This window comes from Sinimarinibacterium arenosum, assembly GCF_005047655.1.
Taxonomy (GTDB): Bacteria; Pseudomonadota; Gammaproteobacteria; order Nevskiales; family Nevskiaceae; genus Solimonas.
Window position 1 is genome coordinate 40657 of the sequence record NZ_SUKF01000007.1, and the last position, 25970, is coordinate 66626.

Annotated in this window: 28 protein-coding genes; 16 read left to right on the plus strand and 12 right to left on the minus strand. The window is 63.2% G+C overall.

The features are described 5' to 3' along the window. The first annotated feature begins 8 nt into the window (after positions 1 to 8). Entirely contained in the window at positions 9 to 1235 is a 1227-nt protein-coding gene (locus tag E4T66_RS14460; RefSeq protein WP_136849770.1) for an adenylate/guanylate cyclase domain-containing protein, read from the plus strand. A 5-nt stretch (positions 1236 to 1240) separates the two neighbouring features. Here E4T66_RS14460 and def read toward each other — a convergent pair whose 3' ends face one another. After that, on the minus strand, positions 1241 to 1771 hold the full coding sequence (def, locus tag E4T66_RS14465) for a peptide deformylase (RefSeq protein ID WP_136849771.1): 531 nt from the start codon (positions 1769 to 1771) through the stop codon (positions 1241 to 1243). A 238-nt stretch (positions 1772 to 2009) separates the two neighbouring features. Here def and E4T66_RS14470 point away from each other — a divergent pair, with 238 nt between their 5' ends. After that, a complete protein-coding gene (locus E4T66_RS14470) occupies positions 2010 to 3041 on the plus strand; it encodes an isocitrate/isopropylmalate dehydrogenase family protein (protein WP_136849772.1) in 1032 nt (343 codons plus the stop codon). A 24-nt stretch (positions 3042 to 3065) separates the two neighbouring features. Here E4T66_RS14470 and E4T66_RS14475 read toward each other — a convergent pair whose 3' ends face one another. Then, positions 3066 to 4112, minus strand: coding sequence for an alpha/beta hydrolase family protein (locus E4T66_RS14475; RefSeq protein ID WP_136849773.1), 1047 nt, complete (start codon positions 4110 to 4112; stop codon positions 3066 to 3068). A gap of 216 nt (positions 4113 to 4328) precedes the next feature. On the opposite strand from E4T66_RS14475, the gene E4T66_RS14480 reads away from it, so the two are divergent. The 3 genes from E4T66_RS14480 to E4T66_RS14490 are packed head-to-tail and all read left to right on the plus strand — an operon-like array spanning position 4329 to position 7122. Then, positions 4329 to 5084 carry an SDR family NAD(P)-dependent oxidoreductase gene (locus tag E4T66_RS14480; protein ID WP_136849774.1) on the plus strand — a complete coding sequence of 252 codons (756 nt, stop codon included), beginning with the start codon at positions 4329 to 4331 and terminating at the stop codon, positions 5082 to 5084. Positions 5085 to 5102: 18 nt separating this feature from the next. Further along, positions 5103 to 5873 carry an enoyl-CoA hydratase/isomerase family protein gene (locus E4T66_RS14485; RefSeq protein WP_211242941.1) on the plus strand — a complete coding sequence of 257 codons (771 nt, stop codon included), beginning with the start codon at positions 5103 to 5105 and terminating at the stop codon, positions 5871 to 5873. A 4-nt stretch (positions 5874 to 5877) separates the two neighbouring features. Next, positions 5878 to 7122, plus strand: a complete 1245-nt coding sequence (locus E4T66_RS14490; RefSeq protein ID WP_136849776.1) for an NADH:flavin oxidoreductase — start codon at positions 5878 to 5880, stop codon at positions 7120 to 7122. On the opposite strand, the gene E4T66_RS14495 is transcribed toward E4T66_RS14490, so the two are convergent. Further along, on the minus strand, positions 7104 to 7892 hold the full coding sequence (locus E4T66_RS14495) for a TetR/AcrR family transcriptional regulator (protein WP_169577640.1): 789 nt from the start codon (positions 7890 to 7892) through the stop codon (positions 7104 to 7106). The genes E4T66_RS14490 and E4T66_RS14495 overlap by 19 nt on opposite strands. Positions 7893 to 8058: 166 nt before the next feature. On the opposite strand from E4T66_RS14495, the gene E4T66_RS14500 reads away from it, so the two are divergent. Then, positions 8059 to 8301: a hypothetical protein gene (locus E4T66_RS14500; RefSeq protein ID WP_136849778.1), complete on the plus strand. Its 243-nt coding sequence runs from the start codon at positions 8059 to 8061 to the stop codon at positions 8299 to 8301. A gap of 161 nt (positions 8302 to 8462) precedes the next feature. Next, positions 8463 to 9137 carry a RadC family protein gene (radC, locus tag E4T66_RS14505; RefSeq protein WP_136849779.1) on the plus strand — a complete coding sequence of 225 codons (675 nt, stop codon included), beginning with the start codon at positions 8463 to 8465 and terminating at the stop codon, positions 9135 to 9137. Here radC and E4T66_RS14510 read toward each other — a convergent pair. Together E4T66_RS14510 and E4T66_RS14515 are read right to left on the minus strand one after the other, a co-directional pair. After that, a complete protein-coding gene (locus tag E4T66_RS14510; RefSeq protein ID WP_136849780.1) occupies positions 9134 to 9625 on the minus strand; it encodes a hypothetical protein in 492 nt (163 codons plus the stop codon). The genes radC and E4T66_RS14510 overlap by 4 nt on opposite strands. A 59-nt stretch (positions 9626 to 9684) precedes the next feature. Continuing rightward, the gene (locus E4T66_RS14515; RefSeq protein ID WP_169577641.1) at positions 9685 to 10248 is read right to left on the minus strand and encodes a TetR family transcriptional regulator; all 564 of its coding nucleotides are present in this window, start codon (positions 10246 to 10248) and stop codon (positions 9685 to 9687) included. Between the two features lie 153 nt (positions 10249 to 10401). Between E4T66_RS14515 and rpmB the strand changes: the two genes are divergently transcribed. The 6 genes from rpmB to mtnC all read left to right on the plus strand — a co-directional run bounded on the left by rpmB (position 10402) and on the right by mtnC (position 14426). Then, positions 10402 to 10638 (plus strand): 50S ribosomal protein L28, encoded by a 237-nt coding sequence (gene rpmB, locus E4T66_RS14520; RefSeq protein WP_136849782.1) that lies wholly within the window; start codon positions 10402 to 10404, stop codon positions 10636 to 10638. A 3-nt stretch (positions 10639 to 10641) separates the two neighbouring features. Next, positions 10642 to 10812 carry a 50S ribosomal protein L33 gene (gene rpmG / locus E4T66_RS14525; protein ID WP_136849783.1) on the plus strand — a complete coding sequence of 57 codons (171 nt, stop codon included), beginning with the start codon at positions 10642 to 10644 and terminating at the stop codon, positions 10810 to 10812. Between the two features lie 140 nt (positions 10813 to 10952). After that, entirely contained in the window at positions 10953 to 12401 is a 1449-nt protein-coding gene (gene mgtE / locus E4T66_RS14530; protein WP_136849784.1) for a magnesium transporter, read from the plus strand. 117 nt (positions 12402 to 12518) lie between these two features. Continuing rightward, positions 12519 to 13127, plus strand: coding sequence for a methylthioribulose 1-phosphate dehydratase (locus E4T66_RS14535; RefSeq protein ID WP_136849785.1), 609 nt, complete (start codon positions 12519 to 12521; stop codon positions 13125 to 13127). A gap of 4 nt (positions 13128 to 13131) precedes the next feature. After that, complete coding sequence (locus E4T66_RS14540; protein WP_136849786.1) at positions 13132 to 13683, plus strand: 1,2-dihydroxy-3-keto-5-methylthiopentene dioxygenase; 552 nt, start codon at positions 13132 to 13134, stop codon at positions 13681 to 13683. Between the two features lie 65 nt (positions 13684 to 13748). Next, a complete protein-coding gene (mtnC, locus tag E4T66_RS14545) occupies positions 13749 to 14426 on the plus strand; it encodes an acireductone synthase (RefSeq protein ID WP_136849787.1) in 678 nt (225 codons plus the stop codon). A 16-nt stretch (positions 14427 to 14442) separates the two neighbouring features. On the opposite strand, the gene E4T66_RS14550 is transcribed toward mtnC, so the two are convergent. Further along, positions 14443 to 14970 carry a M15 family metallopeptidase gene (locus E4T66_RS14550; RefSeq protein ID WP_136849788.1) on the minus strand — a complete coding sequence of 176 codons (528 nt, stop codon included), beginning with the start codon at positions 14968 to 14970 and terminating at the stop codon, positions 14443 to 14445. 53 nt (positions 14971 to 15023) lie between these two features. Here E4T66_RS14550 and yrfG point away from each other — a divergent pair, with 53 nt between their 5' ends. Then, on the plus strand, positions 15024 to 15716 hold the full coding sequence (gene yrfG, locus E4T66_RS14555) for a GMP/IMP nucleotidase (protein ID WP_136849789.1): 693 nt from the start codon (positions 15024 to 15026) through the stop codon (positions 15714 to 15716). On the opposite strand, the gene pbpG is transcribed toward yrfG, so the two are convergent. Beyond that, positions 15713 to 16918, minus strand: coding sequence for a D-alanyl-D-alanine endopeptidase (gene pbpG, locus E4T66_RS14560; RefSeq protein ID WP_136849790.1), 1206 nt, complete (start codon positions 16916 to 16918; stop codon positions 15713 to 15715). The genes yrfG and pbpG overlap by 4 nt on opposite strands. A 98-nt stretch (positions 16919 to 17016) precedes the next feature. Then, complete coding sequence (locus E4T66_RS14565) at positions 17017 to 18291, minus strand: DEAD/DEAH box helicase (protein WP_136849791.1); 1275 nt, start codon at positions 18289 to 18291, stop codon at positions 17017 to 17019. A 255-nt stretch (positions 18292 to 18546) separates the two neighbouring features. Between E4T66_RS14565 and trxA the strand changes: the two genes are divergently transcribed. Next, positions 18547 to 18888, plus strand: coding sequence for a thioredoxin TrxA (gene trxA, locus E4T66_RS14570; RefSeq protein ID WP_136849792.1), 342 nt, complete (start codon positions 18547 to 18549; stop codon positions 18886 to 18888). A gap of 322 nt (positions 18889 to 19210) precedes the next feature. After that, entirely contained in the window at positions 19211 to 20470 is a 1260-nt protein-coding gene (gene rho / locus E4T66_RS14575; RefSeq protein WP_136850021.1) for a transcription termination factor Rho, read from the plus strand. 123 nt (positions 20471 to 20593) lie between these two features. Here the strand turns inward: rho and E4T66_RS14580 are convergent, their stop codons facing one another. From E4T66_RS14580 to E4T66_RS14595, 4 genes are all read right to left on the minus strand, one after another. Continuing rightward, on the minus strand, positions 20594 to 22081 hold the full coding sequence (locus tag E4T66_RS14580) for a hypothetical protein (protein ID WP_136849793.1): 1488 nt from the start codon (positions 22079 to 22081) through the stop codon (positions 20594 to 20596). Next, positions 22044 to 22460, minus strand: a complete 417-nt coding sequence (locus E4T66_RS14585) for a cupredoxin domain-containing protein (protein ID WP_136849794.1) — start codon at positions 22458 to 22460, stop codon at positions 22044 to 22046. Before E4T66_RS14585 ends, E4T66_RS14580 begins: the two co-directional genes overlap by 38 nt. Beyond that, positions 22457 to 24670, minus strand: a complete 2214-nt coding sequence (locus E4T66_RS14590; RefSeq protein WP_136849795.1) for a peptidase M19 — start codon at positions 24668 to 24670, stop codon at positions 22457 to 22459. Before E4T66_RS14590 ends, E4T66_RS14585 begins: the two co-directional genes overlap by 4 nt. A 243-nt stretch (positions 24671 to 24913) precedes the next feature. Continuing rightward, on the minus strand, positions 24914 to 25855 hold the full coding sequence (locus E4T66_RS14595; protein ID WP_169577642.1) for a diguanylate cyclase: 942 nt from the start codon (positions 25853 to 25855) through the stop codon (positions 24914 to 24916). Positions 25856 to 25970: the final 115 nt, after the last annotated feature.

A 25970-nucleotide genomic window follows, 5' to 3' on the forward strand; every position in this document is an offset into this window, starting at 1 on the left:
GAGTCGCTGTGGACGTTCGCAGTCTGAGTCATCTGTGTTGTCGCCTGTTGGCGCTGTACTTCGGCGTGGAAGCGCTGGCGGGTCTGCCACCGCTGATGGCGGACCTGTGGCAGCGATACGTTGCACCCGAGGCACGCTCGCTGGTGGCGCTGGCCGTGCAGCATGCCAGGTTCGGGATCGACCTGTTATCCGCGCTGCTGCTCTGGGTTGCGTCGCCGTGGCTGGCAAAAGCGTTATCCAGCCGGATAGCGCCGGCACACCGCCAGGCGGTGAATGACGCAGCCGCGGTCGTTCGCCTGGGCGCAGTCATGCTGCTGGTGGTGGCGACTTCGAATGTCTTCATCGTGGTGCTGGGCGAGCTGATGGCGGGGCCATCTGCAGATCGAGGCTGGATGCTGGCAGCGCAGGGACTTGGGCTGCTGATCGAGCTGAGTGGGGGATTGCTGTTGCTGCTGTTTGCCCCTGAGATTTCCGGATGGCTGGGTTTTGCGCGCGTCGAACCGCGACGCGCGACGCCAGTGGCGACCGTTGCGGAGCAGGCCAGCCTCGGTGAGCTGATCGGCGATCTGGTCGGCGCGGCTGGCAGCCTGGGCGTGCGCCGCGTCACCGAGTTGGCGCAGACCGTTCGGGCGGAAGCCGAAGGCGTGGCGCGCCGGGTTGTTCGATCATCGCTGGACTCGATCATTGCCGCGGTCGAGTTGCGCAATCCGGACTTCAGTGCAGCGACTGCGGCCGACGGCACCGTCACCATCATGTTCAGCGACATGGAAGGCTTCACCGCGATGACCCAACGACTGGGAGACCAGCAGGCACATCGCGTGATCAAGGAGCACAACCGGGTCGTGCGTCGCGCGGTCGCTCACCATGACGGGCAGGAGGTTGAACTGCAGGGTGACGGGTTCCTGCTGGCATTTGCCGATGCGGCAAAAGCACTCAGCTGCGCCGACCAGATCCATCGTGAGCTGACCCGCTACAGCGCGCGGCATCCGGATACGCCGATCCGTGTGCGGATAGGCTTGCACAGCGGCACGCCAATCAAGGAAGGCGACCGCTTTTTTGGCATCACGGTCATTCTTGCGGCACGCATTGCCGCGCAGGCGCACGGGGGTGAGACCCTGGTGTCAGCGCAGGTTTACCAGCAGCTGCGAGACGACGCGCGATTCAAATTTGATGCCGGGCGTGAAGCGCAGCTCAAAGGGTTGTCGGGATCACACCGCATGTATGCGCGGTGCTGACGGGTTCAATCGTCGATGAGGCCGAGGCCCGGAAACAGGATCTCGGTAAATCCGAACTGTCGCAGATCGCGAATGCGCATGGGATACAGCACGCCGTCCAGATGATCGCATTCGTGCTGCACGACGCGTGCGTGAAACCCGCTGACCTCGCGTTCAATCGGAGTGCCCTCCGGATCGAAACCGCTGTAGCGTAGCCGCGCATAACGGGGAACGAGCCCGCGCATGCCGGGCACACTGAGGCAGCCTTCCCATCCTTCTTCCTGCGCGTCCGACAGCGGCGTCAGCTGCGGGTTGCACAGGACGGTGAACGGCACCGTCTCTGCATCCGGATAGCGTGGGTTGTGGCCGACGCCAAAGATCACCACACGGAGATCAACGCCGATCTGCGGTGCGGCGAGTCCGGCGCCGTTGGCTGCCGCCATCGTTTCGCGCATGTCGGCGATCAGCGCATGCAGCTCTGGGGTGCCAAAGTCTGCAACTGGTCTGGCCATCTGCAGTAGGCGCGGATCACCCATGCGGAGAATTTCGCGAATCATTTCGTTGAGTCCAGGGCGGTGCGGCTCGCCATTAGTTGGTGCACGCGGCGCACGGTCATTGCGCTGAACCCGGGTTCGCCGGGCGCCGCGGTGCGCGCGACGTGCGACATAGACCATTGTCGTAGTTCATTGGGGCACGACCGGAATACACTCTTCGGATACTGTAGCGGTAATTGTGGGCGCAGATTCGGCAGCGTGACCACTCGCCGTACCTCTTCAATTCAATGGACTGTTGATCATGACTTCCGGCATTCCCGCAACCCTGATTCCTGGTGATGGCATCGGCCCCGAAATCGTCGACGCCACGCTGGCAGCGCTCGATGCGCTGGGCGTGTCGTTTGACTGGGATGTGCAGCAGGCCGGGCTGGCGGGCCTCAAGAGCGCAGGTGATCCGCTGCCGGATGCAGTGCTTGACAGCATCCGCCGCACGCGACTGGCACTGAAGGGGCCGCTGGAAACGCCCTCGGGCGGTGGCTACCGCTCCAGCAATGTGCGTCTGCGTGAAGCGTTCAAGCTCTATGCCAACGTGCGACCGGCAAAGACGCTGATTCCCGGTGGGCGCTACGACGACATCGACTTGATCGTCTACCGCGAAAATCTCGAAGGCCTGTACATGGGCTATGAGCATTACATCCCGCTGGATGGGGATCCGCACGCAGTCGCCATTGCCACTGGCGTGAATACGCGGCAGGGGTCGCGTCGTTTGCTGGAATATGCGTTCGCGCACGCTGTCGCCAACGGGCGAAAGAAGATCACGGTGGTGCACAAGGCCAACATCATGAAGACCCTGACCGGGATCTTTCTGAACGAGGCGCGCGACTTGTATCGCGAGCACTACCAGGATCGTATCGAGATGGATGAAGTCATCATCGACGCCTGCGCAATGAAGCTGGTGATCAATCCGTGGCAGTTCGACACCCTGGTCACGACCAATCTTTTCGGAGACATCCTGTCCGATCTGGTGGCCGGTCTGGTGGGCGGACTGGGCATGGCGCCGGGCGCCAACATCGGCAAGGACGCGGCGATCTTCGAGGCCGTCCATGGTTCGGCGCCGGATATCGCCGGCAAGGGCATCGCCAATCCGGTTGCCTTGATCCTGGCCGCGGCGATGATGCTGGATCACGTCAAGCTGTACGAACAGGCAACGCGGCTGCGCAAAGCAATCGACCAGACCTATAACCTTGATCAGGTGCGTACCGGAGATCTGGGCGGCACGGCAAATACCAAGGCATTCACGCAGGCTCTGGTCGCGCGCATTCGCAACGGCTGAGTTCTTTGCGCCCGACTTGCGATCTCAGCCGTCGTCGACGGCGTGCTCTGCGTACGGGGTGGTTTCGTCATAGGTGCCATCCAGCATCATTCGCAGTTGTTCGAATCCAGTGCGAATGACCGGATGGGCGTAGTCGGCTTCGCTGCCGTGTCCGGCCAGACGGATCAGATTGTTGGGGTCGTCGAGGCCGAGAAATCCGGCGAGAGCTCCGGTCCCTGTCGTTCCCGGATCCTGCCCGTCGCCAACCCGCAGGACGTTGAAAACTTGCACCGGAACCCCTGCCGTCAGCAGGGCCAGCGCCATTTCGTGCCCTTGATTGGTGACGACCAGTCCGTCGTTGAGGTCATGCACTACGACTGCGGCTCGCAGGCCCAGCGATGCCATCTCCTGCGCACGTAGCGCCGGTGAGCGCCGGACATATTCATCCGGCACGGTGACCGGCGTGCCGCCGGTTTCCTCTTCAATGTAGGCGGCGAATTCCGGCACCACCGCGGTGCCTTCGGCCCAGGCTTCGCTGAGGTTCGACAGGCCCTCGACGTCGACCCAGTAGTCGAACAGGCCACGACCGTCCGCGCTGGCATGGGCGGCCTCGACCAGCGCGGTGCCGGATACCGCGCCGCCCAGAGAAACGCCCAGCAGGTACACGGTCTGCACACTCGGGAAACGCTGCTTGGCATACAGCGTTGCAGCCAGCGTGTCGTGCGCGGCCCGCAGCACGGGTAGCTGGTCGTTGTCGCGATAGTTGGTTGTCACCACCGCGGTATCGGCGTCGGCAAAGTCGACAACGGCCGGGTACCAGGAGGCTTCGACGGTGTGCCCGAGGCCGTGGCAGAACACCACCAGCCGCGTCGGCGCGGTCCCCGGAACATAGGCGAGCAATCCGGCGACATCACCGGGCGCGCTCTTGCCGACTGTGGCCGGCGCTGCCGCCTGTATTGCCGCGGCGTTAGTGACAATCGATTCCACGGTGACGACTTGCCTGGATGCGTTGCCGCTGCTGCTTCCGTCACCGCACGCTGCGAGCACCAGCAACGACAGTGCCGACAGGCACATCTGCATTTTTGTTTTCATGGTTTCCTCCAGAGGCTCATCATAGCGCTGCACCGCGCTCCTGCTGGCATTGCACCGTGCTCAGCTTCCGAGTGGTTGCGGCGGCTTGACCAGCGACAGTCACGCCACGGCTGCGTCACCAGGACCTACCCCAGCCGGGTTAGGACAGCGCCGTGGTCGCCCCCCAAACTTGCCGTTATTGAAGACGCGGCCCAGCCGCTCCGGGGGAGAATATCGATGGGCATGCTTGCAGGAAAAGTTGCGCTGGTGACGGGTGCGGGACAGGGCGTGGGGCAAGGCATCGCGCTGGCTCTGGCGTCGGCCGGCGCCGCCGTGGCGGTGACGGGGCGAACCCGCGCCAAGCTGGATGCCACCGTCGGACAGATTGAGCAGCGTGGTGGCCGTGCACTGGCGATCGAGTGCAACGTGCGGAACGCGCAGTCGATGGCCACATGTGTCGATACGGTCGTGCAGCACTTCGGCGGTCTGCAGATTCTGATCAACAACGCACAGGAAGTGCCGTTGGGCACGCTGGACAGCGTCACCGACGAGGCCTTTGCCGCCGGCTGGGAGTCAGGTCCGCTGGCGACATTCCGCCTGATGAAACTGTGCCACCCGCATCTGAAGGGGGATGGCTGCATCGTCAATTTCGGTTCGTCCGCGGCCAAGCGCTGGGATGCCTCGGGGTACGGACCTTACGCCGCCGTCAAGGAGGCGATTCGACAGCTGACCCGCGCTGCAGCGTGTGAATGGGCCAAGGACGGAATCCGCACCAATGCGATTCTGCCGCTGGCAAGCTCTCCGGCGATGGAATGGTGGACGCGTGAACGGCCTGAAGAGGCGGCTGCGTTCGTGGCGACGATCCCGCAACAGCGGGTCGGCGATTGCGAGGGGGATATTGGCCGATTTGTGGTGACCCTGTGTTCCGAAGAATGCCGTTACATTAACGGCCAAGCCATCGGTGTCGATGGTGGTCAGGCATTTCTCGGATAAAGGATTACACGGATGTCAATGGAACAATGGGTCGCGCTTGAGCGCTCGGAAGCAGGTGTCGCCACGGTCACGCTCAAGGCCACCGGCCGGATGCCGGTCATCTCGCTGCAGTCAGGAGCCGCACTGGCTGACTGCTTCGAGTCCCTGGCGCAGGACGCACAGGTTCGCGTTGTGGTGCTGAAGGGCGAAGGGGGTCATTTCTGCGGTGGCGGCGATATCGCTGCGCTGCGTGACAGCTTGTCTGATCCCGATCGGCATCTGGATGCGATCATCGAGGCCTTTCATCGCTGCATCCGTGCCATGCACGCGATGCCACAGCCGGTGATCGCCAGTGTTGCCGGCGCCGCAGCGGGCGGTGGCATGTCGCTGGCGATGGCCTGCGATCTGATCGTGTGCGCCGCCAATGCGCGCTTTGTCGTCGGTTATCCCGCCCTGGGCACGTCCAGCGATGGCGGCTTGAGTCATACCCTGACGCGTCGCCTCGGAGCGATGCAGGCAATGGACATCATCCTTTCGCGCGGCGCGCTTGACGCGCAGGCCGCGCAGGCCCTGGGACTGGTCGCGAAAATCAGCGAGCCGGAGCAGCTGGAAGCCGAAACGGCGGCCTATGCGGAGCGGATGGCGGCGACGCCAAAGCAGGTGCTGCGTGAATTCAAAGGACTGATCACGAAGGCTGCTGACGATGGGCTGCACGCCCAGCTCGATGCCGAGAAGGCAGCCTTTCTGCGCTGCGCCAAGACCCCGGATTTCCGTGAACGCGTTGATGCGTTTCTGAGCAAGAAGAAATAGACCGATGACTCTGCCAACCGATGCTGCCCGTGCCTACACGCCGATCACCCTGGGACCGCTGACGCTGCGCAATCGCTTTATCAAGTCGGCGACCAACGAGGGGATGGCCAAGGGCGGGGTGCCATCGAAGCTGTTGGTGGAACATCACCGGCGCATGGCGGCGGGGGGTGCGGCGATGACTACCGTCGCCTACTGCGCCATCAGTCCCGACGGACGCACTTTTGAAGACCAGGTTTCGCTGGATGAGCCGAGCCTGCCGCATCTGCGTGCACTGACCGATGCGGTGCATCGGGAAGGTGCCGCGGCCTGTGCGCAGATCACCCACGGCGGAGCCTTTACGTTTCTGCCGCAGTTGTCGACGCGCTATCCACTGAGTGCATCCGGTGGTTTCAACGCGGCAGGCGTTATCAGCGGGCGCTTGTTCAAGACGGAGATGACGACTGCAGATCTGGCCCGTGTCGCCGACGAGTTCGTCGTCGGCGCGCGGCGTGCGCAAGCTGCCGGATTCGATGCGGTCGAAATCCACATGGGGCATGGTTACCTGCTGAGCCAGTTTGTCTCGCCCAAGTACAACCGGCGGCGCGACGCCTATGGCGGCAGCGCCGCGCAGCGCGCGCGCTATCCGGCCGAGGTGTTGTCGCGGGTGCTGGATGCGGTCGGTCGCGAACTGGCGGTGACCTGCAAGATCTGCGTGACGGAAGGGTTCAAGGGCGGGGCGACTGCGGACGACGCGATTGAGGTCGCGCGCGTGCTCGAGGCCGCCGGCGCGCATCTGTTGGTGCTGTCGGGCGGCATGAATGTGGAGTCGCCGTGGGCGATCTTCGGCAGCAACATGCCGGCGGCGGCGGTCGACGTAATCGAGAATCCGGTAATCAAGCTGGCGACGCGGATGATGCGTCTGTGGGAGCCGAAGATTCCGTTCCGCGAACTGTACTTCCTCGAACATTCACGACGCTTGCGTGCGGCCGTGAAGATGCCGTTGGCGTATCTGGGCGGTGCCAAATCGGTGGCAGGCGTCGAGCAGGCCATGCACGACGGCTTTGACTGCGTCGTCATGGGTCGTGCGCTGATCCATGATCCGCAACTGATCAACAAATTTCGCGATGGCGTGCTGACGGAATCAGGCTGCACCGCCTGCAACGAGTGCGTCGCGCTGATGTATACGCCGGGCGGCACGCGCTGTGTGCTGCAGACCGCGGATGACCCGGGATTCGACCCGGCGCTGAACCGTCAGCCGGCTGCCGGCTGACGCGGCGCACGCGGTTTGCGTTTCGTCGCTGAGGCGGTCGTCCGAACCTGGGCGGCTGCCAGTGCCAGCGTCTGTGTCTGCGCGGAGGCCGGCGCGGAGAGCAGGGCAATCAGGCAATCCTGCAGATTTGCAGCGAACAGCGCGGTGAGCTGAGCCGCCTGATCGGCATCGTCGATCGAATCGAGCACGCGTGAGTGTTCCGCCAGCCCGTGCAGCAGAAGTGATGCCGCCAGAATGCCGCGCTGATACAGCAGGGCCGCCGGCAGATGCGGAACCACATCCAGCAGCAGTCCGGTCAAGCGGTCGTTCCCGCCGAAATTTCCGGCCGGCATCGCCACGCCACCGATCTGCGGCTCGATTGCCGCCATCGTGTAGCGCAACACGAAGTGCGCGTTGAAGCGCAGGAAGTGGCGCCCGCCATCCGCATCGAACAGTTTTTCGATCAGGGGTTGGGTCATCGCGTGGACGACCTGCGCCAGTGTGGCTTCGCCCTGTGCCTGCATGGCGTCGAGCAACTGATTGCAGCGCGCGCTGATCTGCGGTTGATGTTTCTCGAGGATCGCCTGCAGCAGGCCGTCCTTGTTGCCGAAGTGGTAGTGCGTGGCGTTCTTGTTGCGCTGTCCGGCCGCCTTGTTGATGTCATTCAACGACACCCCTTCGATGCCGCGTTGCGCGAACAGGCGCTCGGCGATTGCGATCAGCTTCGAGCGCGTTGCGGTACTGCGCGCGGAGCGCGAATCGTGTGGTGCGGCGGAGGGCGTTGGGAGCATGAGGTCTTGGGTGCGCTGCGCGTTCGGCCGCACGGACATGGTTCAGCTCGCATTTGAGCATAAGGAGCAGGCCTTAAGCATGCCAGCACCCGAGCGGACATATATCGCCCTTGTAAAATAAGGAAATCACCTTAATAATGCACTCACCTTAAAAGGAGCTGCCGCCATGACCCACCCCGCCCGCAAAAGCCAGAGTGCCTCTCCGAGTCGTGGCGTCGCAGGGGCCAATCGGTGCGCTCTGGGCGTGATGCTCGCCAGCACGGTGTTTGCCACGCTGAGCGTCTGTGCGCATCTCGGCTTGCAAGGCGTCCGGGTTCAGCAGGGCGCCATTGGGCTGGCCGAGACCCTCGAAGCGCCCAGTGCGGTCATGTCGGTGTATGCCCCTGCCGTGATCGGCGTCGGTCACTGACGGCCGGATTTCTGCTTCGCAGCTGCGTCCGCGTCCATCAGCTTGATCGGCAGCCGTCGGGGCCGGCTCGCTTGCGGATCGTTCCCGCACATCGCATTCTTCGGGGGCGGTATGCCGGAGCCACCCAGCGCTCCACCATAAAGGCGCCGCGGGAGGGTGGTATGACGATTCTCGATTGGCCCGAGTCAGAGCGGCCGCGTGAGAAGCTGCTGCAGCGCGGCGCAGCGGCCTTGAGCGATGCCGAGCTGTTGGCGATTTTTCTTCGCACTGGCGTGCGCGGCTCGACGGCGGTGGATCTGGCGAGAACCCTGATCCGACAGTTCGGGGGGTTGCGCTCCCTTCTGGCGGCCGATCAAACCGAGTTCTGTGCAACCCATGGGCTCGGCGGTGCCAAATATGCGCAGCTGCAGGCGGTGCTCGAGATGGCGCGCCGCCATTTCTCGGAGCAGCTGCTGCGTGGCGACGCCTTGTCGAGCCCGCAGGCCGCCGGAGACTACCTGCGGATGCAACTGCGTGACCGCAACCGCGAAATCTTTGCTGCGGTGTTCCTGGACAGTCAGCACCGGACTGTGGCGTATCAGGAGCTGGCCGAGGGCACCATCGACGGCGCAGCAGTCTATCCGCGCGAAGTGGTCAAGGCAGCGCTGCGGCACAACGCGGTTGCCGTCATCCTGGCGCATAACCATCCCAGCGGCGTCGCCGAACCCAGTGCGGCGGATCGCGCACTGACGCAGCGTTTGCAGCAGGCGCTGGCGACGATCGATGTGCGCGTACTGGATCATCTGGTGGTGGGCGACGGCCCGCCGACCAGTTTCGCCGAGCGCGGCTGGATCTAGGCTGTGCGTGATGCGCCGATCGGGCCGCGCAGCAGGCGCCACAAGGCTTCCCGCAGCGCGGGTTGCATGCGGCCCGCCCGGTGCTCGACGACGGCGGCTTCATTGACCATGGACATATACAGGCGCGCCGCGGCCGCCGGGTCTGGCCATCCCAGGGCCGACATTTCGGCGCCGAAAATCAGCGCATAGCCGCGATTGCGACTGCGCAGACGATCCTGCAGCGCCGGGCGGTGGCGCGCCTGGACTAGCCAGCCGTGCAGGTCGCGGTGCTCAAGGCAGGCACTGAGAAAGGTCTCGGTTGCAAGTTGAATGCGCATCAACCCCGGGCGGGTGCCGCTGGTCACAGCGACGACATGGTCGACGATCTGGCGGTCGAATCGGCGTTGCAGCTCGACCAAATAGGCATCGAGCGAACCGAACTCGCGGTTGAACTCCGAGTCGCGGCAGTTGGCCGCTGCGCACAGCCGATCCACCGTGAGCTGATGCACGCTGAGGGTCCTGCATAAGCGTGAAGCTGCTTCGAGGAGACGTTGCTTCTGCGCGGTCATCATTGCGCAGCGGTCTCGCAGAAGCGCAGCCAGGCTTCGCGCAGCGCCGGCTGGCGCTTGCCGGCCAGTGTCTCGGTCGCGCCGACCTCCATTGCCGCGGCCGTCAGCAGGCGAGCGGTTTCTGCAGGAAACGGATGTTTCAGCGTTCGCAGTTCGAGCTCCATCATCAGCGAAAAGCCGGCGACGCGACTGCGCAGAAACTCGACGTAGTGCGGATCACTGCGTAGGTGCAGCGACAGGCTGCGCAGCAGCGGCGTATGGCGGCTGGCCTCCAGGTACGTCTCGACCGCAACCTGCAGCCGCGGCAGACCGGGTGACATGTTGGTCATGATCCGGGCGACCTTGTCACGCACGCGGTCACTCAGCTGCGCCAGCGCTGCGCACAGAAAATCCGGCATGGAGCTGAAATGGCGGGCGAATGCCGCAACCTCGACACCGGCTTCATGCGCGACCTTTTCCGGTGTGACCTGGTCTGGCGGATTCGTAGCAAGAACGCGCAGGCCTGCCGCAAGCAGCGCGGCGCGTACGGCGATTCCCTGGTTATCGTCCGGCGCGACTTTCATTAGGTGCAGAATACGGCGGCGCGCAAGCGCTGCACAGCCCACCTTTGTCGGGGGTCTTGCTCTGGCGCAGCGGGGCTGGCACAATTGCGCCCCTTTTTCGGGTGGTTCTGCTTGCCCGAATCCTCTTATCAGGTTTTCCTGGGGTTTGCTGTCATGTCCAAAGTCTGTCAGGTCACCGGCAAGCGGCCGATCACCGGTAATACGGTGTCGCACGCCAATAACCGGCGCCGTCGCCGCTTCGAGCCGAATCTGCACCAGCATCGCTTCTGGCTTGAGTCGGAAAAGCGCTTCATCAGCCTGCGTGTGTCCGCCAAGGGCATGCGTATCATCGACAAGAAGGGCGTCGAAGTTGTGATTTCCGAGCTGCGTGCGCGCGGCGAGAAGGTGTAAGCCATGGCCAAGAAGAAAGACGTCGAAAAAATCCGTCTGGTGTCGACTGCCGACACCGGGTTCTTCTACACCACGACGAAGAACCGCAAGAACACGCCGGACAAGTTTGAGATGAAGAAGTACGACCCGGTCGTGCGCAAGCACGTCGTGTTCAAGGAAGCAAAGATCAAGTGACGCGACGGGCGTGCGGATCCTGGTGATCCTGCGCGTTGCGTGTCAGTTGTTCGAAGACGCCACCTGATCAGGTGGCGTTTTTGTTTGTCACCTCAGCGATGCTCGTGCGGCGTACCATAGCCGGGACTTGAGGGAGTGCCATGACCGAAGCCAGCGAAGCACGGCCGCACCACCGTCACCTGGAACAGGCCAGGGCCCAGGTGATCGAGTTGCTGTCGCGGCAGGCCGTGGAAAAGGAGCTGGTATCACGCTCCGAGAACCGCAAGCACGATGTTGTTGCGCAACTGGTCGAGCGCCAGCATCAGGCTGCATTGCAGCAGCGGCTGGCGCACTTTCACCCTGCGGATATCGCGTTTGTGCTCGAAAGCCTGCCGCCAGAGGCCCGCTCGGCGGCGTGGGCTCTGGTCAAGCCGGACCGACGCGGGGCCGTGCTTCTCGAGGCTTCCGATACGGTGCGCCGGTCGATCGTCGTCGGTATGAAGCCGGACGAAATCTCGGCGGTGGTGCATACCCTCGACTCCGACGACATTGCCGACCTGGTCAGCAGCCTGCCTGAAGACTTGCGCTATGCCGTGGTCGAACGACTCGATCGCGCCGATCAGGCTGAAGTGCGATCGGTGCTGTCGTTCCCCGACGGAACCGTCGGCGCAATGATGGACCTGGATTTCATTGCGGTGCGCGAGGATGCCACCCTGGAGGCCGTGCTGCGCCTGCTGCGGCGCAAGAAGGTGCTGGCGGCACATACCAATCAGCTGCTGGTGGTGGACCGCAACAACGTCCTCAAGGGCGTACTCGAACTGGATCGTCTGCTGTTCGAGGAGCCGGATCACGAAGTGCGCGAGGTGATGACCGCGCAGCCGAACTATTTCTTTACCGATGACGACGCCCGCGATGCCATCGTCGCATTCGAAAAATACGACCTGATTTCAGCGCCGGTGGTGAACCTGCACAAGCAGGTGGTTGGTCGCCTGACGGTCGACGCCGTGCTCGACGAGATTACCGAGCGTGCGCAATCCGAGTCGTTGCGTCAGGTTGGTCTGTCGGAGGAGGACGAGGATCTGTTCGCCCCGGTGATTGCCAGCGCCCAGCGTCGATGGCCGTGGCTGGTGCTGAATCTGATCACCGCATTTGTTGCATCGAGGGTGATTGGCGCGTTTGAAGATGTCATCGCGATGCTGGTGGCGCTGGCGACACTGATGCCGATCGTCGCCAGTATCGGCGGCAATACCGGCAACCAGTCAGTGGCGCTGGTGATCCGCAGCATCGCACTGAATCAGCTCGGTCCGACCCAGCTGCGCCAGATTCTGTCGCGCGAACTGCGGATCAACGCGGTCAATGGCCTGGTCTGGGGTTCGGTGCTGGGACTGGTCACGCTGCTGCTCTACCACGATCCGCGGTTGGCCGCCGTCATCGGTGCCGCGCTGCTGCTGAATATGATGGCCGCGGCACTGGTCGGGGTTGTTGCGCCGGTGGCGCTGCAGCGTTTTGGCCGGGATCCGGCGATGGGATCGAGCATCATCCTGACGGCAACGACCGACAGCATGGGTTTCTTCATCTTCCTCGGTCTGGCGTCGATGTTTCTGGTCTGATTTGCATCTGATCGATGCGCTACGTCATCGATTCGACGCGTTGACGCGATACATTGCGAGTCTGCGGGCGCATGCCGTACAGTGCCTGCCCATTTTTTGACCAGACCCAGCCTACGCATGTCAGCTGAATCCGCCTCTGCCGCGGCAATGATCGACGCCGGCCGCCTGTTCCATCAGCGCGGCTGGGTGCCGGCGACCGGCGGCAATTTTTCCGCGCGAATCGGTGACGCACGCATGCTGATCACCGCCTCCGGGTGTCACAAGGGCGAACTGGGTGAGGGCGACTTTCTGCTGGCCGATCTGGATGGCCGGCCGATTGAAAGCCAGCGCAAGGCTTCCTACGAAACTTTGCTGCACTGCCAGCTGTATCGTTTCGGTGCCGGCATCGGTGCGGTGCTGCATACGCATTCGGTTGCCAATACGGTGCTTTCGCGTCGCTATGAGGGTGTGCGGCTTGCGGGTTACGAACTGCTCAAGCTGTTGCCGGGCATCGCCACGCACGATGCCGAGGTCGAGATTCCGGTATTCGCCAACGACCAGGACATTGCGCGGCTGGCGGCGACCATTGACACTCATATGCGCGCCGAACCGACGGTGCCGGCATATCTGATTGCCGGTCACGGGCTCTACGCCTGGGGCGACACCGTGGCGCAGGCGCGCTGGCGGGTTGAAGCACTGGAATTCATGTTCGAGTGCGAACTGCGCGCTCGGTTGTTGAAGGAGTAATGTGATGACGACACTGACCGTCTATTCCGACCGCGATGGCGCCACCCCGCTGGCGACCTACGAGGATTTCGCAACGATCCGGGCGCAGCTGTCAGCGCTGGATATTGAACTGGAGCGTTGGCAGGCAAGCCATCCGCTGCGCGCCAACGCGACGCCGGAGGAAGTGCTTGAGGCTTATCGCGAGCCGATCGAGACGCTGAAGCAGAAATACGGATTCGTCAGTGTCGATGTCGTCAGCATGTATCCGGACCATCCGTCGGCAGCCGAGGCGCGCGGCAAGTTTCTCGCCGAGCACACCCACGACGATTTCGAGACACGGTTTTTCGTCGACGGCGCCGGTGCGTTCTACGTTCATGCCGACGGCAAGGTCTTCATGCTGGTCTGCACCCGTGGAGACCTGATCAACCTGCCGGCGAATACCACGCACTGGTTCGATATGGGTGCAAAACCGACCTTCAAAGCGATCCGGTTCTTCCGCATCGCCGAAGGCTGGGTCGGCCGTTTTACCGGCAGCGACATTGCCGCGCAGTTTCCCAAATACGAACCGGCAGCCTGACCCGGCGCTGGTCCTGCCCGGCCATGGGTCGCGCGGGGCCGGAACACAACACGCAGAAAACGCCAATGATCAAAGCCATCGTGACCGACATCGAGGGCACCACCTCGTCCATCGATTTTGTCCATCAGACGCTGTTCCCGTATGCCAAAGCTCGCCTGCGGACATTTCTGCGTGAGCATGCAGGCGACGACGCCATACAGCACCTGCTGGACGACGTCGAACAGATCGCCAACCGCGGCGACCTGTCGATCGACGAGGCGGCCGATGTGCTGGAGCAGTGGATCGCCGAGGATCGCAAGCTGACGCCGCTGAAGGCGTTGCAGGGGATGATCTGGCGCCTGGGCTACCAGGCCGGCGAGCTCAAGGGACATGTCTACCCCGACACGCCCGAGGCACTGCGCCGTTGGCATGCCGAGGGACGCAAGCTCTACGTCTATTCGTCCGGTTCGGTCGAGGCGCAGCAGCTGATCTTCGGACATACCGATTACGGCGATCTGACGCCCCTGTTCTCGGGCTATTTCGACACCCGTATCGGCGGCAAGCGTGAGATCGCGTCGTACCGTCACATCCTCGAACTGATCGGTCTGCCGGGAGTGGAGGTTCTGTTTCTGTCGGACGTCGGTGAGGAACTTGATGCCGCAGCTGCGGCCGGCATGCGGACTTGCCAGCTGCTGCGCGACGACAAGACCGTGCCGGCTCCGGCGCACACCCAGGTCGCCAGCCTCAACGACGTCCGCGTCTGATCGCCGAGAAGTCCGGTCAGCGGTGCCGGTGGAAGCACCAGTGCCAGGGTTCGTAGACGAAGCCTTCTGGATTGTTCCGCGGATAAGTCAGACGAAAGCCGAATGTTCCCGCGTACTGCTGCAGCCATCGGAATGCTGAGGTGAGCTCGAAGGCCTCGTCCAGTGCCGCGCAGCCGTGTACGCCGATGTCGATGGCACGGCCGCTGTGATGCTCGCTGTAGCCCGGCGGAGCATTGACGCCGAGTGCCTGGTCCAGGCTCATGCCGCGGTCGAGCTTGGCGCGGATCAGTGCGGCCTGGAACGCATAACTGCGAAAGCCCGAGATCAGCAGCAGCTCGATGCCGGCGGCGTGGGCGGCGCGGTGCATCGCGTTCCAGGCAGCAAGCGTGGCCGGGGTCAGGAATTTGTCGCGCCCGTCGGGGCCCACGCCCGCGGGCGCAAGGCGCCGGGCTTCGTCGAAGCGACGCAGGCCGCGCTGAGCGATTTGCGCGGCATCGATACCCAACGCGTGCAGCAGGGTGTCGGCAGATTTGGTGGGCGTCATCGTCACGGGTAGGCAGGGGCTCAATGCAGCAGCTCCCTTATGATATTCAGCCTATGGACGCGAAAGTGAACTGGGACGCGGTCGATTGGGTGCTGCTGGATATGGACGGCACCATTCTCGATCTGTCGTTCGACAACTATTTCTGGTCGGAGCTGGTTCCGCTGCGCTACGCGGAGAAAAACGGGCTGACGCTGAAACACGCACGTGAGGTGCTGGCGCCGAAGTTCTTGGCAGTGAGACATACCCTGCCGTGGTACTGCACCGACTACTGGAGCGAAGTCACTGGCCTCGACATGGCCTCGCTCAAGCACGAAATTCGCGAGCGTATCGGCCCGGTGCCGGGTGCCGAGGCATTCATGCAGGCGGTGCTGGCCTCGGGCCGCAAGCTTTGGCTGGCGACCAATGCGCATCAGGACAGCTGGCGGCTGAAACTGGAGTACACCGGATTCGGGCGCTACTTCGAGCGCGTGATCTGCTCGCATGACATCGGCTTTCCCAAGGAGGATCTGCGCTTCTGGGAGCTCGCGCGTGACGCGCACGGCTTTGTCCCGGAGCGCTGCCTGTTCGTCGACGATTCGCAGCCGGTGCTGTCCAGCGCACAGGCGTTTGGAATCGGTCACGTGGTCGGCATTCGCAAGCCCGACAGTCATCTGCCCGCGCGGCCGATTGAGGCCCTGCCGTCGGTCGAAACCATTGATCGATTGACGCCAGGCCTCAGGCCCGGTGTCACTGCGTCCAGCGGTTAGGACGTCGCGGAAACGCCGGAATCCGCCGTATCGGTCGCCTTGGCCTTGGCGTGGGCGGTCGGATGAGTGCGCTCGATCCAGCTGCGAATGCGCTTGGCGTCGGCAAACCGGGTGCTGGAGCCGTAGGAATCCAGCAGCACCATGATCACTGGGCGGCCGTCGATCTGCGACTGCATCACCAGACAGCGGCCCGCTTCGTTGGTATAGCCGGTTTTCTGCAGGCCGATGCGCCAGTCATTGCGCGCTCGCACGAGTCGGTTGCTGTTGACGTAGTGCAGTTTGCGCTTGCCGGGTTTGACTGTCTGCTCCACCTGCGTGGAAAACTTGCGGATCGTCGGCTTGGCATACGCCGCCTTGATCAGCCTGACCAGATCCTGTGCGGTCGAGACGTTCTGTTCGCTGAGGCCGCTGGAGTCGATGAAGTGGGTATCGGTCATGCCCAGCTTCGACGCCTTGGCGTTCATCGTGGCGACAAACGCAGGCGTGCCTCCCGGAAACGTCCGCGCCAGTGCGGCTGCAGCACGGTTCTCCGACGACATTAATGCAAGCAGTAGCAGTTGTTCACGGGTGAATTTGTCGCCCGACACCAGTCGCGAATAGGTGTGCTTGAGCGAGTCATAGTCATCACGGGAAATCGTGATGACTTCATCCATGGGCAGCCCGGCCTCAAGTACGACCAGCGCTGTCATCAGTTTGGTCAGCGAAGCGATGGGCTGCTGTTTCTCGGCGTGACGTGCCGCGAGAATCTGACTGTTGTTCTGGTCAACCACAAGGACGACGCTGGATTTGAGCGACAGCCCTCGCGGCAGCTTCTGTGCTGGCGTCTGTGGCTTCGGTTTCGTCGTTGCTTCCGGCTTGGCATCCGGAGCCGGCTCGATCACCGTGGCCGCAGGGGTAATGGAGATCGCGGGTTCAGCGCTGGCCACCACGACGGCAGGCTGCGTCGCGGGCACGTCGGTGATGAACGCAGCAGCAGGCAGTGTCGGTGCTGCTTCTTTTGGCGCCGTAGCAGTCTGTTGCACGGCGGGCAAGGATTCGCTGACCTGGGCGGAGTCGTCTGTGCCGTCATAAGCCCAGACCAGCAACGCAGTCGTCAGTCCGACGGCTCCGGCCAACAGCGGCACGTGACCATAGCGCCGCGAACGACGACTGGAAAAGTCGTAGTCGATGCCTGTCAGAAGCTGCCGAGAATGCTGACCCATGGTTTAAGAAATCCCCGTAAGGCCATGAATATAGCAGCACTCCTGGATTTGATCAGCCCCTGATTGCAGTTTCGGTATCGGGTCCGGGCGTGGCGCGATCAGCGCCGTCCGCCGCGACCGCCGCCTCCACCCCCGCGGCGTGGGCGACCGCTGGGCGGACCGCTGCGACGACGTGGCGCGCGCGGCACGGGAATGTAGTCGGTCGCAATCAGGTCGTGGCCGCCCGGCATTGGCGGAATGCGTGCGCCGATATAGGCCTCGATTTCCGGCAGCGAATAGACCCAGGACTCGCAGCACAGCGAGATGGCATCACCGGTGGCGCCGGCGCGCGCAGTGCGGCCGATGCGATGGACGTAGTCTTCCGCGTCTTGCGGCAGGTCGTAATTGATGACCAGATCGACGCCCGGAATATGCAGGCCGCGCGCGGCGACATCGGTCGCCACCAGCACCGGTAGCTTGCCGCTCTTGAAATCCTCCAGCAGGCGCAGGCGCGTGCCCTGGGATACGTCTCCCGACAGCACACTGGCCTCAAAGCCGTTGGCGCGCAGGCCAAGCTCGACGTTCTCGGCTTCGCGCTTGGTATTGATGAAGACCAGGGCGCGTGCCGACTGCTGTTTGCGCAGCAGGCCGACCAGCATCGGCATTTTCTCGTCGTTGGCGACGTGGATGATCGCCTGGCGTACACGGTCGGCGGTGACCTGTTCCGGTTCGATCTCGATCTTCTGCGGGCTGTTCATATGCTCGTAGGCGAGCTCCAGCACGCGATGCGATAACGTGGCCGAGAACAGATAGTTCTTTCGCTGCGCCGGTGGCGGCATCTTGCGGATCAGGTAGCGAATGTCGGCAATGAAGCCGAGGTCGAACATGCGGTCCGCCTCGTCCAGGACCAGAACCTCGATCTGCTTGAGGGAATAGGTGCCTTGCTTGAAATAATCGATCAGGCGCCCCGGCGTGCCGATCAGGATGTCGACCCCCGCCTCGATACTGCTGCGCTGCAGCTCGTAACCGGCGCCGCCGTAGCACACGGTCATGCGCAGACCGGTGGTGGCGCCGATCGACATCGCATCCTTGTGAATCTGCACGGCCAGCTCGCGTGTTGGCGCAAGAATGAAGGCGCGCGGCTGCTTGTCGTCGTCGTCCGGCTTGCGCGGAACGGTCAGCAGATGCTGCATCGTCGCAAGCAGGAACGCGGCGGACTTGCCGGTGCCAGTCTGCGCCTGACCCGCCAGATCCTCTCCGGCCAGGGCGCGCGGCAGCGCGGCAGCCTGGATCGGGGTGCAGTGATCAAAGCCAAGCTGCTGCAGTCCCGTCATCAGTGAGGGATGCAGGCCGAGGTCGGAAAAACGGAGTTCTGATAGATGGTCTGGGCGCATGAAAGGGGGTTTTCGGCAGATTGGCGGACCGGGTACTCTTGCAAGCAGCGTAAGGATCGGCTCAAATAAGCCATCTACAGCTACACGGCGAATTTGGTTCTGGCGCCGCTGTCCCAGCCCGCTGTATTCCCCGATTCCGAAAAATCATAACGTTCTGACGTTTTTTTTGCGCGGATTGAGCGCAATCTTGCCGCCCCCATGTCTGGATGGGCGGGGTTATCCCGCAGCCATCAACCCGTTATCCCGAGGTATCCAATGAGCGAAAACATCTCCGCCGTCACCGACGCCAGCTTCGACCAGGACGTCAAGACCGCCAGCCAGTCCCAGCCGGTGCTGGTCGATTTCTGGGCAGAATGGTGCGGCCCCTGCCGCATGATTGCGCCGATTCTGGAGCAGGTTGCTTCTGAAAATGCCGGCAAGCTCAAGGTCGTCAAGATCAATGTCGACGAAAACCCGCAGACGCCGGCGGCGTATGGCGTGCGCGGCATTCCGACGCTGATCCTGTTCAAGGACGGCCAGCCGGCAGCGACCCAGGTCGGCGCCGTGCACAAGGCGCAGCTGGCTGCGTTTGTCACTCCTCACCTGAACGTCGCTTGAGCTTATGAAACATCGTCGGCGCTTTCATCCGGGTAAGAACCGCAGTGGTGGCAATGCCAGCGGCGGCAACGGCAGCGGAAACAGTAATGGCAACGGAAACCAGAACGGCGGTTTTCCGGATGATCTGGCGCTAGAAGAAGACATGGCCGAGGCCGAGGCCGAGGCATTGGCCTTGGCCGAAGGCCGGCCGGTGCCGGCGCCGCCGCGCCGCCGCCGCGCTGCTGCAGTCACGGTCGAGGGGGCCGACGGCGAGACCGTCGTGGTCGAGGGCGAAGAGCCCGCGCCGGACGTCATCCTGCCGCCCGCGCAGCCGCCCAAGATCATTCGCGTGCCGGATCTGAAGAAGCGCAGCGCTGCCGAGCTGCTGTTGCTGGCCGAAGAGCAGGGCCTGGAAAACATCGCGCGCACCAAGAAGCATGACCTGGTGTTCTCGCTGCTGCGCGCCGCCGCGCGCCGCGGTGATCACATCTATACCGAAGGCGTGCTCGAAATCATGTCTGACGGATATGGCTTTCTGCGCGGTGCAGACAGCTCGTATTCGGCGGGTCCTGATGACGTCTACATTTCGCCGTCGCAAATCCGGCGCTTCAGCCTGCGCACCGGCGACACCATCGCTGGACGCGTGCGGTCGCCGAAGGAAAACGAGCGCTATTTCGCGCTGCTCAAGGTCGACACGATCAACTTTGAGCCGCCGGAAGTGTCCAAGCGCAAGGTCAGCTTCGAGAACCTGACGCCGCTGTTCGCCGATGAACAGTTCAAGATGGAGCGTGGCAACGGCACCACCGAGGACATCACCGCGCGCATCATCGATCTGGTCGCGCCGTTCGGTAAGGGCCAGCGCGGTTTGATCGTGTCGCCGCCGAAAGCCGGCAAGACCATCCTGATGCAGAACGTCGCGCAGTCGCTGGCGGCCAACTATCCGGACGTCTATCTGATCGTGCTGCTGATCGACGAGCGTCCGGAGGAAGTCACCGACATGACCCGCACCGTGCGCGGTGAAGTCGTGGCGTCGACCTTCGACGAGCCGGCGACGCGGCACGTACAGGTTGCCGAGATGGTGATCGAGAAGGCCAAGCGCCTGGTCGAGCACAAGCGCGACGTCGTGATTCTGCTGGACTCGATCACGCGTCTGGCGCGTGCCTACAACACCGTGGCGCCGTCATCGGGCAAGGTGCTGACCGGCGGTGTCGATGCCAACGCGCTGCAGAAGCCGAAGCGCTTTTTCGGCGCTGCGCGCAACATCGAAGAGGGCGGTTCGCTGACGATCATCGCCACCGCGCTGGTCGAGACCGGCTCGAAGATGGACGAGGTCATCTACGAAGAATTCAAGGGCACCGGCAACATGGAACTGCACCTTGAGCGCCGTATCGCCGAGAAGCGCGTGTTCCCCGCGATCAACATCAATCGTTCCGGCACGCGCAAGGAAGAGCTCATGCTCGACGCCGCCGATCTGCAGAAGATCTGGATTCTGCGCAAGGCGCTGCACGACATGGACGATATCGCCGCGATGGAGCTGCTGTTCGATCGCATGAAGCAGACCAAGACCAATGCCGCGTTCTTCGATTCGATGAAACGCAACTAGTCTGCAACGCGCTTCATTTTTGGACTGCAATGTCCCGGACCTCGCAAGGGCCCGGGACATTTTTTTGCCCGGCTCGGGCGCGACGAGCCCGAACTGAATCTGACCGGCAGGATTGCTTTTGGACTAGCCGCGGCCGCTCTGGATCGGCTGCGCCAGGATCCACAACCCGGCGGTCGTGAACGCGACCATCAGCAGCAGCATTGGCAGCTGACTCAGCAGCGCCCGGCGCGGCGTCGGAAAGGTGCGCAGCGCTTCGACGTGGGCCAGCCAGACGCTGACGATGTGCCCGAACAGGATCAGTCCGACCTGGGTGTGCCAGACAGTTCCCAGATCCGGCAGGATCGGTGCGCGCAGCAGGCCGGCGGTACCGAACAGGTTCCAGCCGTAGCCGAACGGGTCTGACAGCAGGCTGATGATCTTCACGCCCTGCGTCAGGATCAGCGTGTAGTAGTGCGTGATGTTGTAGACCAGTGCGATCGGCAGCAACGAGAAAGCAAAGCGCAGCGCCAGTTCGCGCACGCTCAGCGGACTGCGTCCGAGAACCTTGCTGGCCGCGACGAACAGCAGATACACCGCCAGATACAGAAATGGCGAGGCAATCAACCACAGCGTTTCATAGGCCAGGTAGTACGGTCGCAACCACACATAGGCATAGATCGGCTGGGTGCCGATCCAGCGTTCGAGCAGACCGGTCGCGTCGCCCCAGAACAGCAGGAACCACGGCACGGTCGCGCGCAGACCGTCGAACGCGGTCGATGACAGCATGAACAGCACGAACAGCAGCAGGCTCCAGCTGTGGGCGCTGCTTTGCAGCAGGCCCGCGAATGGCGCGCGCAGGCGCAGATGCTGGCCCGGGACGTAGTCCAGCGGGGCCATCTTCGCGATCAGCCTCAACATGACGCCGAAGAACTCGCCGTAGCGCAGCCAGGCGTGGGCGCCGAAGACGGCGATTCCCCCGAGCGTGATGGCGGTATAGGCGATCAGCAGGACCGCCAGCGAGTGCGGGCGCGTAAAGGCAAACAGCTCGATCCAGATGAACGCCATGTACAGCGCCAGCGCCGGCCAGTAGGCGAGCCGTTGCGGGTAGCGCCAGCGACCACGGCTGAAGCCGGACCACACACGGTCGAGCCCGGCGGCCAGACTGCGCCAGGGATTGAGCGCGGCGTAGACATTGCCGCATAGGGCCGTCAGGTAGGCAAAGCACAGCAGGAACATGATCCAGAAGAAGGTCATGTTGAAGTTGCGATAGGGGTCACGTGTGCCCCACAGGCCGGTGGCGATGCACAGCAGCAGCAGCGCAACGGCGGTGAACTGCAGCACCGCCTTGAGGTGCACGCGCCGCAGCGCCTGGAGCCACGCGCTCCCCGACAGTTCAAGACTCCACGGCGGGGTCTGTGCGCGCGGGGTGCTGATGAAGAAGGCGGCCACCAGAAACGACAGCAGCAGAGCAGCAGCGGCGCCGTAGGCGTACAGCCAGAACGGGACTGGCAGCGTGTACAGGCGACCGAAGGAATGCGCCAGCGCCAGTTCCGGCGCGGCGCACAGCGTGATCAGCGCAATCGCGTGCCGCGGATTAACGCGGAAGAATTTCGAATGCACCGAGTTCGACATGGCTGTGATGCAGTTCGATCTCGAAGCGTCCGGCGTGGTCGGCCTCGAACAGCAGCGAGCCCGGCGTGTTGGCGCGCAGCGCCAGCGACAGGTCGTAGCCATGCAGGTGCAGCTCATCGTCGTGCGGGCTGGTGACTGTCAGCTCGATACGGTCGCCCTGTGTCGCCTGCAGCGTCTGAGCCGCGGCGTGATGGCCGGGCGCCGGCACTTCGAGCACGAAGCGGCGTGCACCGGACGGCGTGACTGTCGCTGCCGTCGGTGCCTCGATCACTGCAGCTGGCGGTACGATCGCGGCTGCCGGTTCGGCCGCCGGCCGCAGCCACCACCAGAGACCGCCGAGCAGTACGGCGGCCAGCGCGACAAAGAGCGTAAGTCTCATCGGTTGACGGTCTGCTCCCACATCTGCAGATAAGCTTCGGCCGAGTTGTATAGCGCATCCAGCGCTTCGCGGCCGCCCTCCAGGCGGATTTCCTCGACATAGTCGGCGACCATGCCGTAATGCGCGGTGCCGACCTCATCGATGTTCCAGGTCTTGCCGCTTTCCGGCACCGTCTGCAGTTCGAAAGTCACTGGAGCAATGCCGTTGAACTGCGGGCCCCAGTCCTTGCCCTTGAACAGGGTGAACGGATACCGCACCGGTTCGCTGCCGGCGCCGCGCGGTCCGGCGCGATCGGCGATGCCATTGGCATCCATGCCGTAGCCCAGCGCCATCGGCTCGCCGGGACGTGCCGCATCCCACAGCGGCTTGAGCTTCTGCATGAATTCAACGTGGCCCTTGCCGTTGGGCTTGAACGGATAGATCAGACCGCCCAGCTCGAGGATTTCCTTGGCCTGTGCGTTCGAGATGCCGCCGTGACCGCCATGCGCCGAAATCAGCGGGTAGGGCGGGTTCTGTGCCTTGGCCATGTCGATCATGCTCTGCTTGATCGACAGCTCGGCATGGTCGATGTCGATGATGAATTTCTTCTCCATCAGCTGCTGCACGACGTACTGGCCCAGCTCGGTCATGCCGCGGGCGTTGCACTGGCGCCGATCTGCCGGATACGCCGGCAGAACCCCGTTGGTGAGGCTGAGCACGGTCTGCGTCAGCGGGTCGTTGCCGGTGCCCGGAATCGCCGTGGTCATGTAGGCGCCGGCGTTGTAGAAGTAGCTGTCGCCCTCACCGCCGTTCGGGCAGTCGTAGGTCTCCCAGAACGATCCGGTGCCATAGAAGCCGACCAGGTTGAGCGCGAGGCCGTCAAAGATGCCGGTGCCGCCCAGCGCGCTGTTGACGTCGTGGTAAGGGAACAGCTCGCGCACGCCGAGATCCCAGACTTCGTTGAGTTCACGATCGATGTCTTCGCGGGTGCATCCTGAAATCTCACCGGTCACGCCCGCCACGGACTGCGTCGTGCAGTGAAACAGGTTGGAGAATTCCAGGCCCGGCACGACTGCCAGCTTGCCGTCATTGATCACCTGCCGCGCTTCAGTCGGATCCTTGACGATGCGGAACCAGCCTTTGCCGGGGCCGCCTTCCTGTGCGTCGACATAGTCCTGCAGCTGGTACAGGTACTTGACCTGGGCAATGCCCAGTTCCATGTCCTTGCACTCGTAACCGAGCGCGTCGAGCGGTCGGACTGTGGCCATATACGTCTTTGCCACGTCGCACAGCGCTTCGATATTCGTGCCTTCGGAGACCAGGATGCGCAGACCGGCTTTCCACGCGCGCTCGACCCACTTGTAGTACATCGCCTGGTGCAGCTGCGACTGGTTGGCCGGCCAGTCGATGAATGTCGGCCAGCCTTGAGTGTCATGCAGCGTCAGCGGCGTCATGTCGAGAATCAGCGCTTCCGGATCGCGTGTGCCCTGCGGACCGTGATAGGCCTCGCAATTCTCCAGCGCGTGGGTGACGCCGAAGCGGTTGAACATCTGTCCATAGAGCACGCCGCCGGCGCTTGGGCCGACGGGGTTGCGGCCGTCGGACATCTCGTGCCCCATCGCCATGTGCGTGTGAACCTCGGCGAAGCCGACGACCGGCTCATTGACGCCACGACCTTTGTAAGTGGCTCCGATGACGTCATCGGACAATTCCGGGTACGGGGTGCAGTTGCTGGTCGGCTCGAAGCCGAACGTGCGACCGCCGTCCGACAGAACCAGCTTGCCGTCGGCATCGATATCCAGAAATTGACCGGACGACTCCACCGCGGCAGTGAATGTGCCATTGCTCGGGGAGTTGACGATCCAGTTGGTGGCCGAGGATGCGTCGGCTGCGGGGGCCAGCGTCGTGCCGTCGGCCGCCAGCAGTTCGCCGTCGCGGTCGCAGAACAGGTATTCCCCCAGCGCCGTGGGTTTCATGTAGAAGTGTTCGGCGTCGGCTGCGTCGGCGGTCATGGCGTAGCCGGAATTTGTTTTGGCGACGAAGGCCATGCCGTCCTGGGTCCGCAGCGTGTAACACCCGTTGGCGAGGTCGTACCGGGTGACCGGAGCGGAGCCCGTCGTGGCCGGAACCGAATTCGAAGTGGACGGCGACTCGGAACTGCCGCAGGCCGCCAGCAGCAAGCACGCCAAGGTTGCGTGCGCGGCACGCAGATCAAGATGAAGCCACTTCATTTGTAATCCCCAGTTACGGGGGGCTACATGGCCTCCCCGCTATCGCAATGCAGCGCCCGCGCGGCGCTGTTGCCGCGAACGCGATCCGCGCGCCGTACCCCGTGCAGCGGCGCGAGCCAAAATTGTCACACAGATGTCACGGTCATCCGTTCTTCGGTTGCTGGGAAAAATAGCCCAAGCGAGCCCGCTACTGTGGGGGGCGCTGGCCGACCGGAAAACGTTCGGGCGGATACCGGCAGCCGCTCAGCCGGGCGGGGGATCGCGCCTGTGCACGCCGTTGGTCGCGTGAGGGTCGGCGAGTTCCGGTGACCACACGATGGTGCAGTTGCGACCGGCTTTCTTGGCGGCATACATCGCCATGTCAGCCCGATGGATCGACTCTTCGACGCCGCAGCCTGAGTCGAGCCAGGTGATGCCGAACGATGCGGTGATGGAAACCGGCGTGCCGTTGTGGTGCGTCAGTGGCTCGGCGGCCAGACGTTCCCGAATTCGCTCGACCACGGTGTGAGCGACCGACAACTCGGTATTCGGCATCAGGATCAGAAATTCCTCTCCACCGTAACGGAACACCTTGTCGTACGAGCGCAGAACCTCCTGCATGCGAGATACCGCCGCACTCAGCACGCGGTCGCCGGCCTGATGGCCGAAGTTATCGTTGACCTGTTTGAAGTGATCCAGATCCATGATGGAAACACAGCAGTCGAGCACCTTGCGCTGTGCCATGGCGTGGAGATCGCGCAGAACCGGCAGCATCTGCGTTCTCGTTTCCGCTCCGGTCAGCGGATCGCGGTTGTACAGCATCTCCTCGATCTGCTGTTTCAGCGTCTGCAGTTGCAGCAGCAGGCGGTCGCGCGTATTGGCAAATTCGTCGTAGTCGTTACTGTGGATCGACTCGTCGGACATCACCGTATGCAACAGTTTGGCGGCCAGTCGATGCAGATGCTCGTGCTCGCTTTCCATTGCCGCAAAGCCATCGAGCCGGCGTAGTTCGCGCGGAGCGTCGTCATAAAACCATTGTCCAAAGCGGCAATGGTGGTGCGCATCGGCATCCAGATCGCGTCGATCCACCGGCAATCTGCAGATGATCGTGCGCAGCAAATCCTTGACCCACAGTTCGTGGCTGTAGATCGCCTGCTCCAGGGCCCGCAGTGACGGTTGCAGGTGATCAGAGGGTTCTGGCTGCATGGAACGGCTTCCACCGCATCTTGTTGTTTTCGCCTCCGCAACAGGTTGCCGATCGATTGCCGGCTTGTATCCACGAATATTCATTTAAGTCATGCCGAGTATCGGCATATGTCGC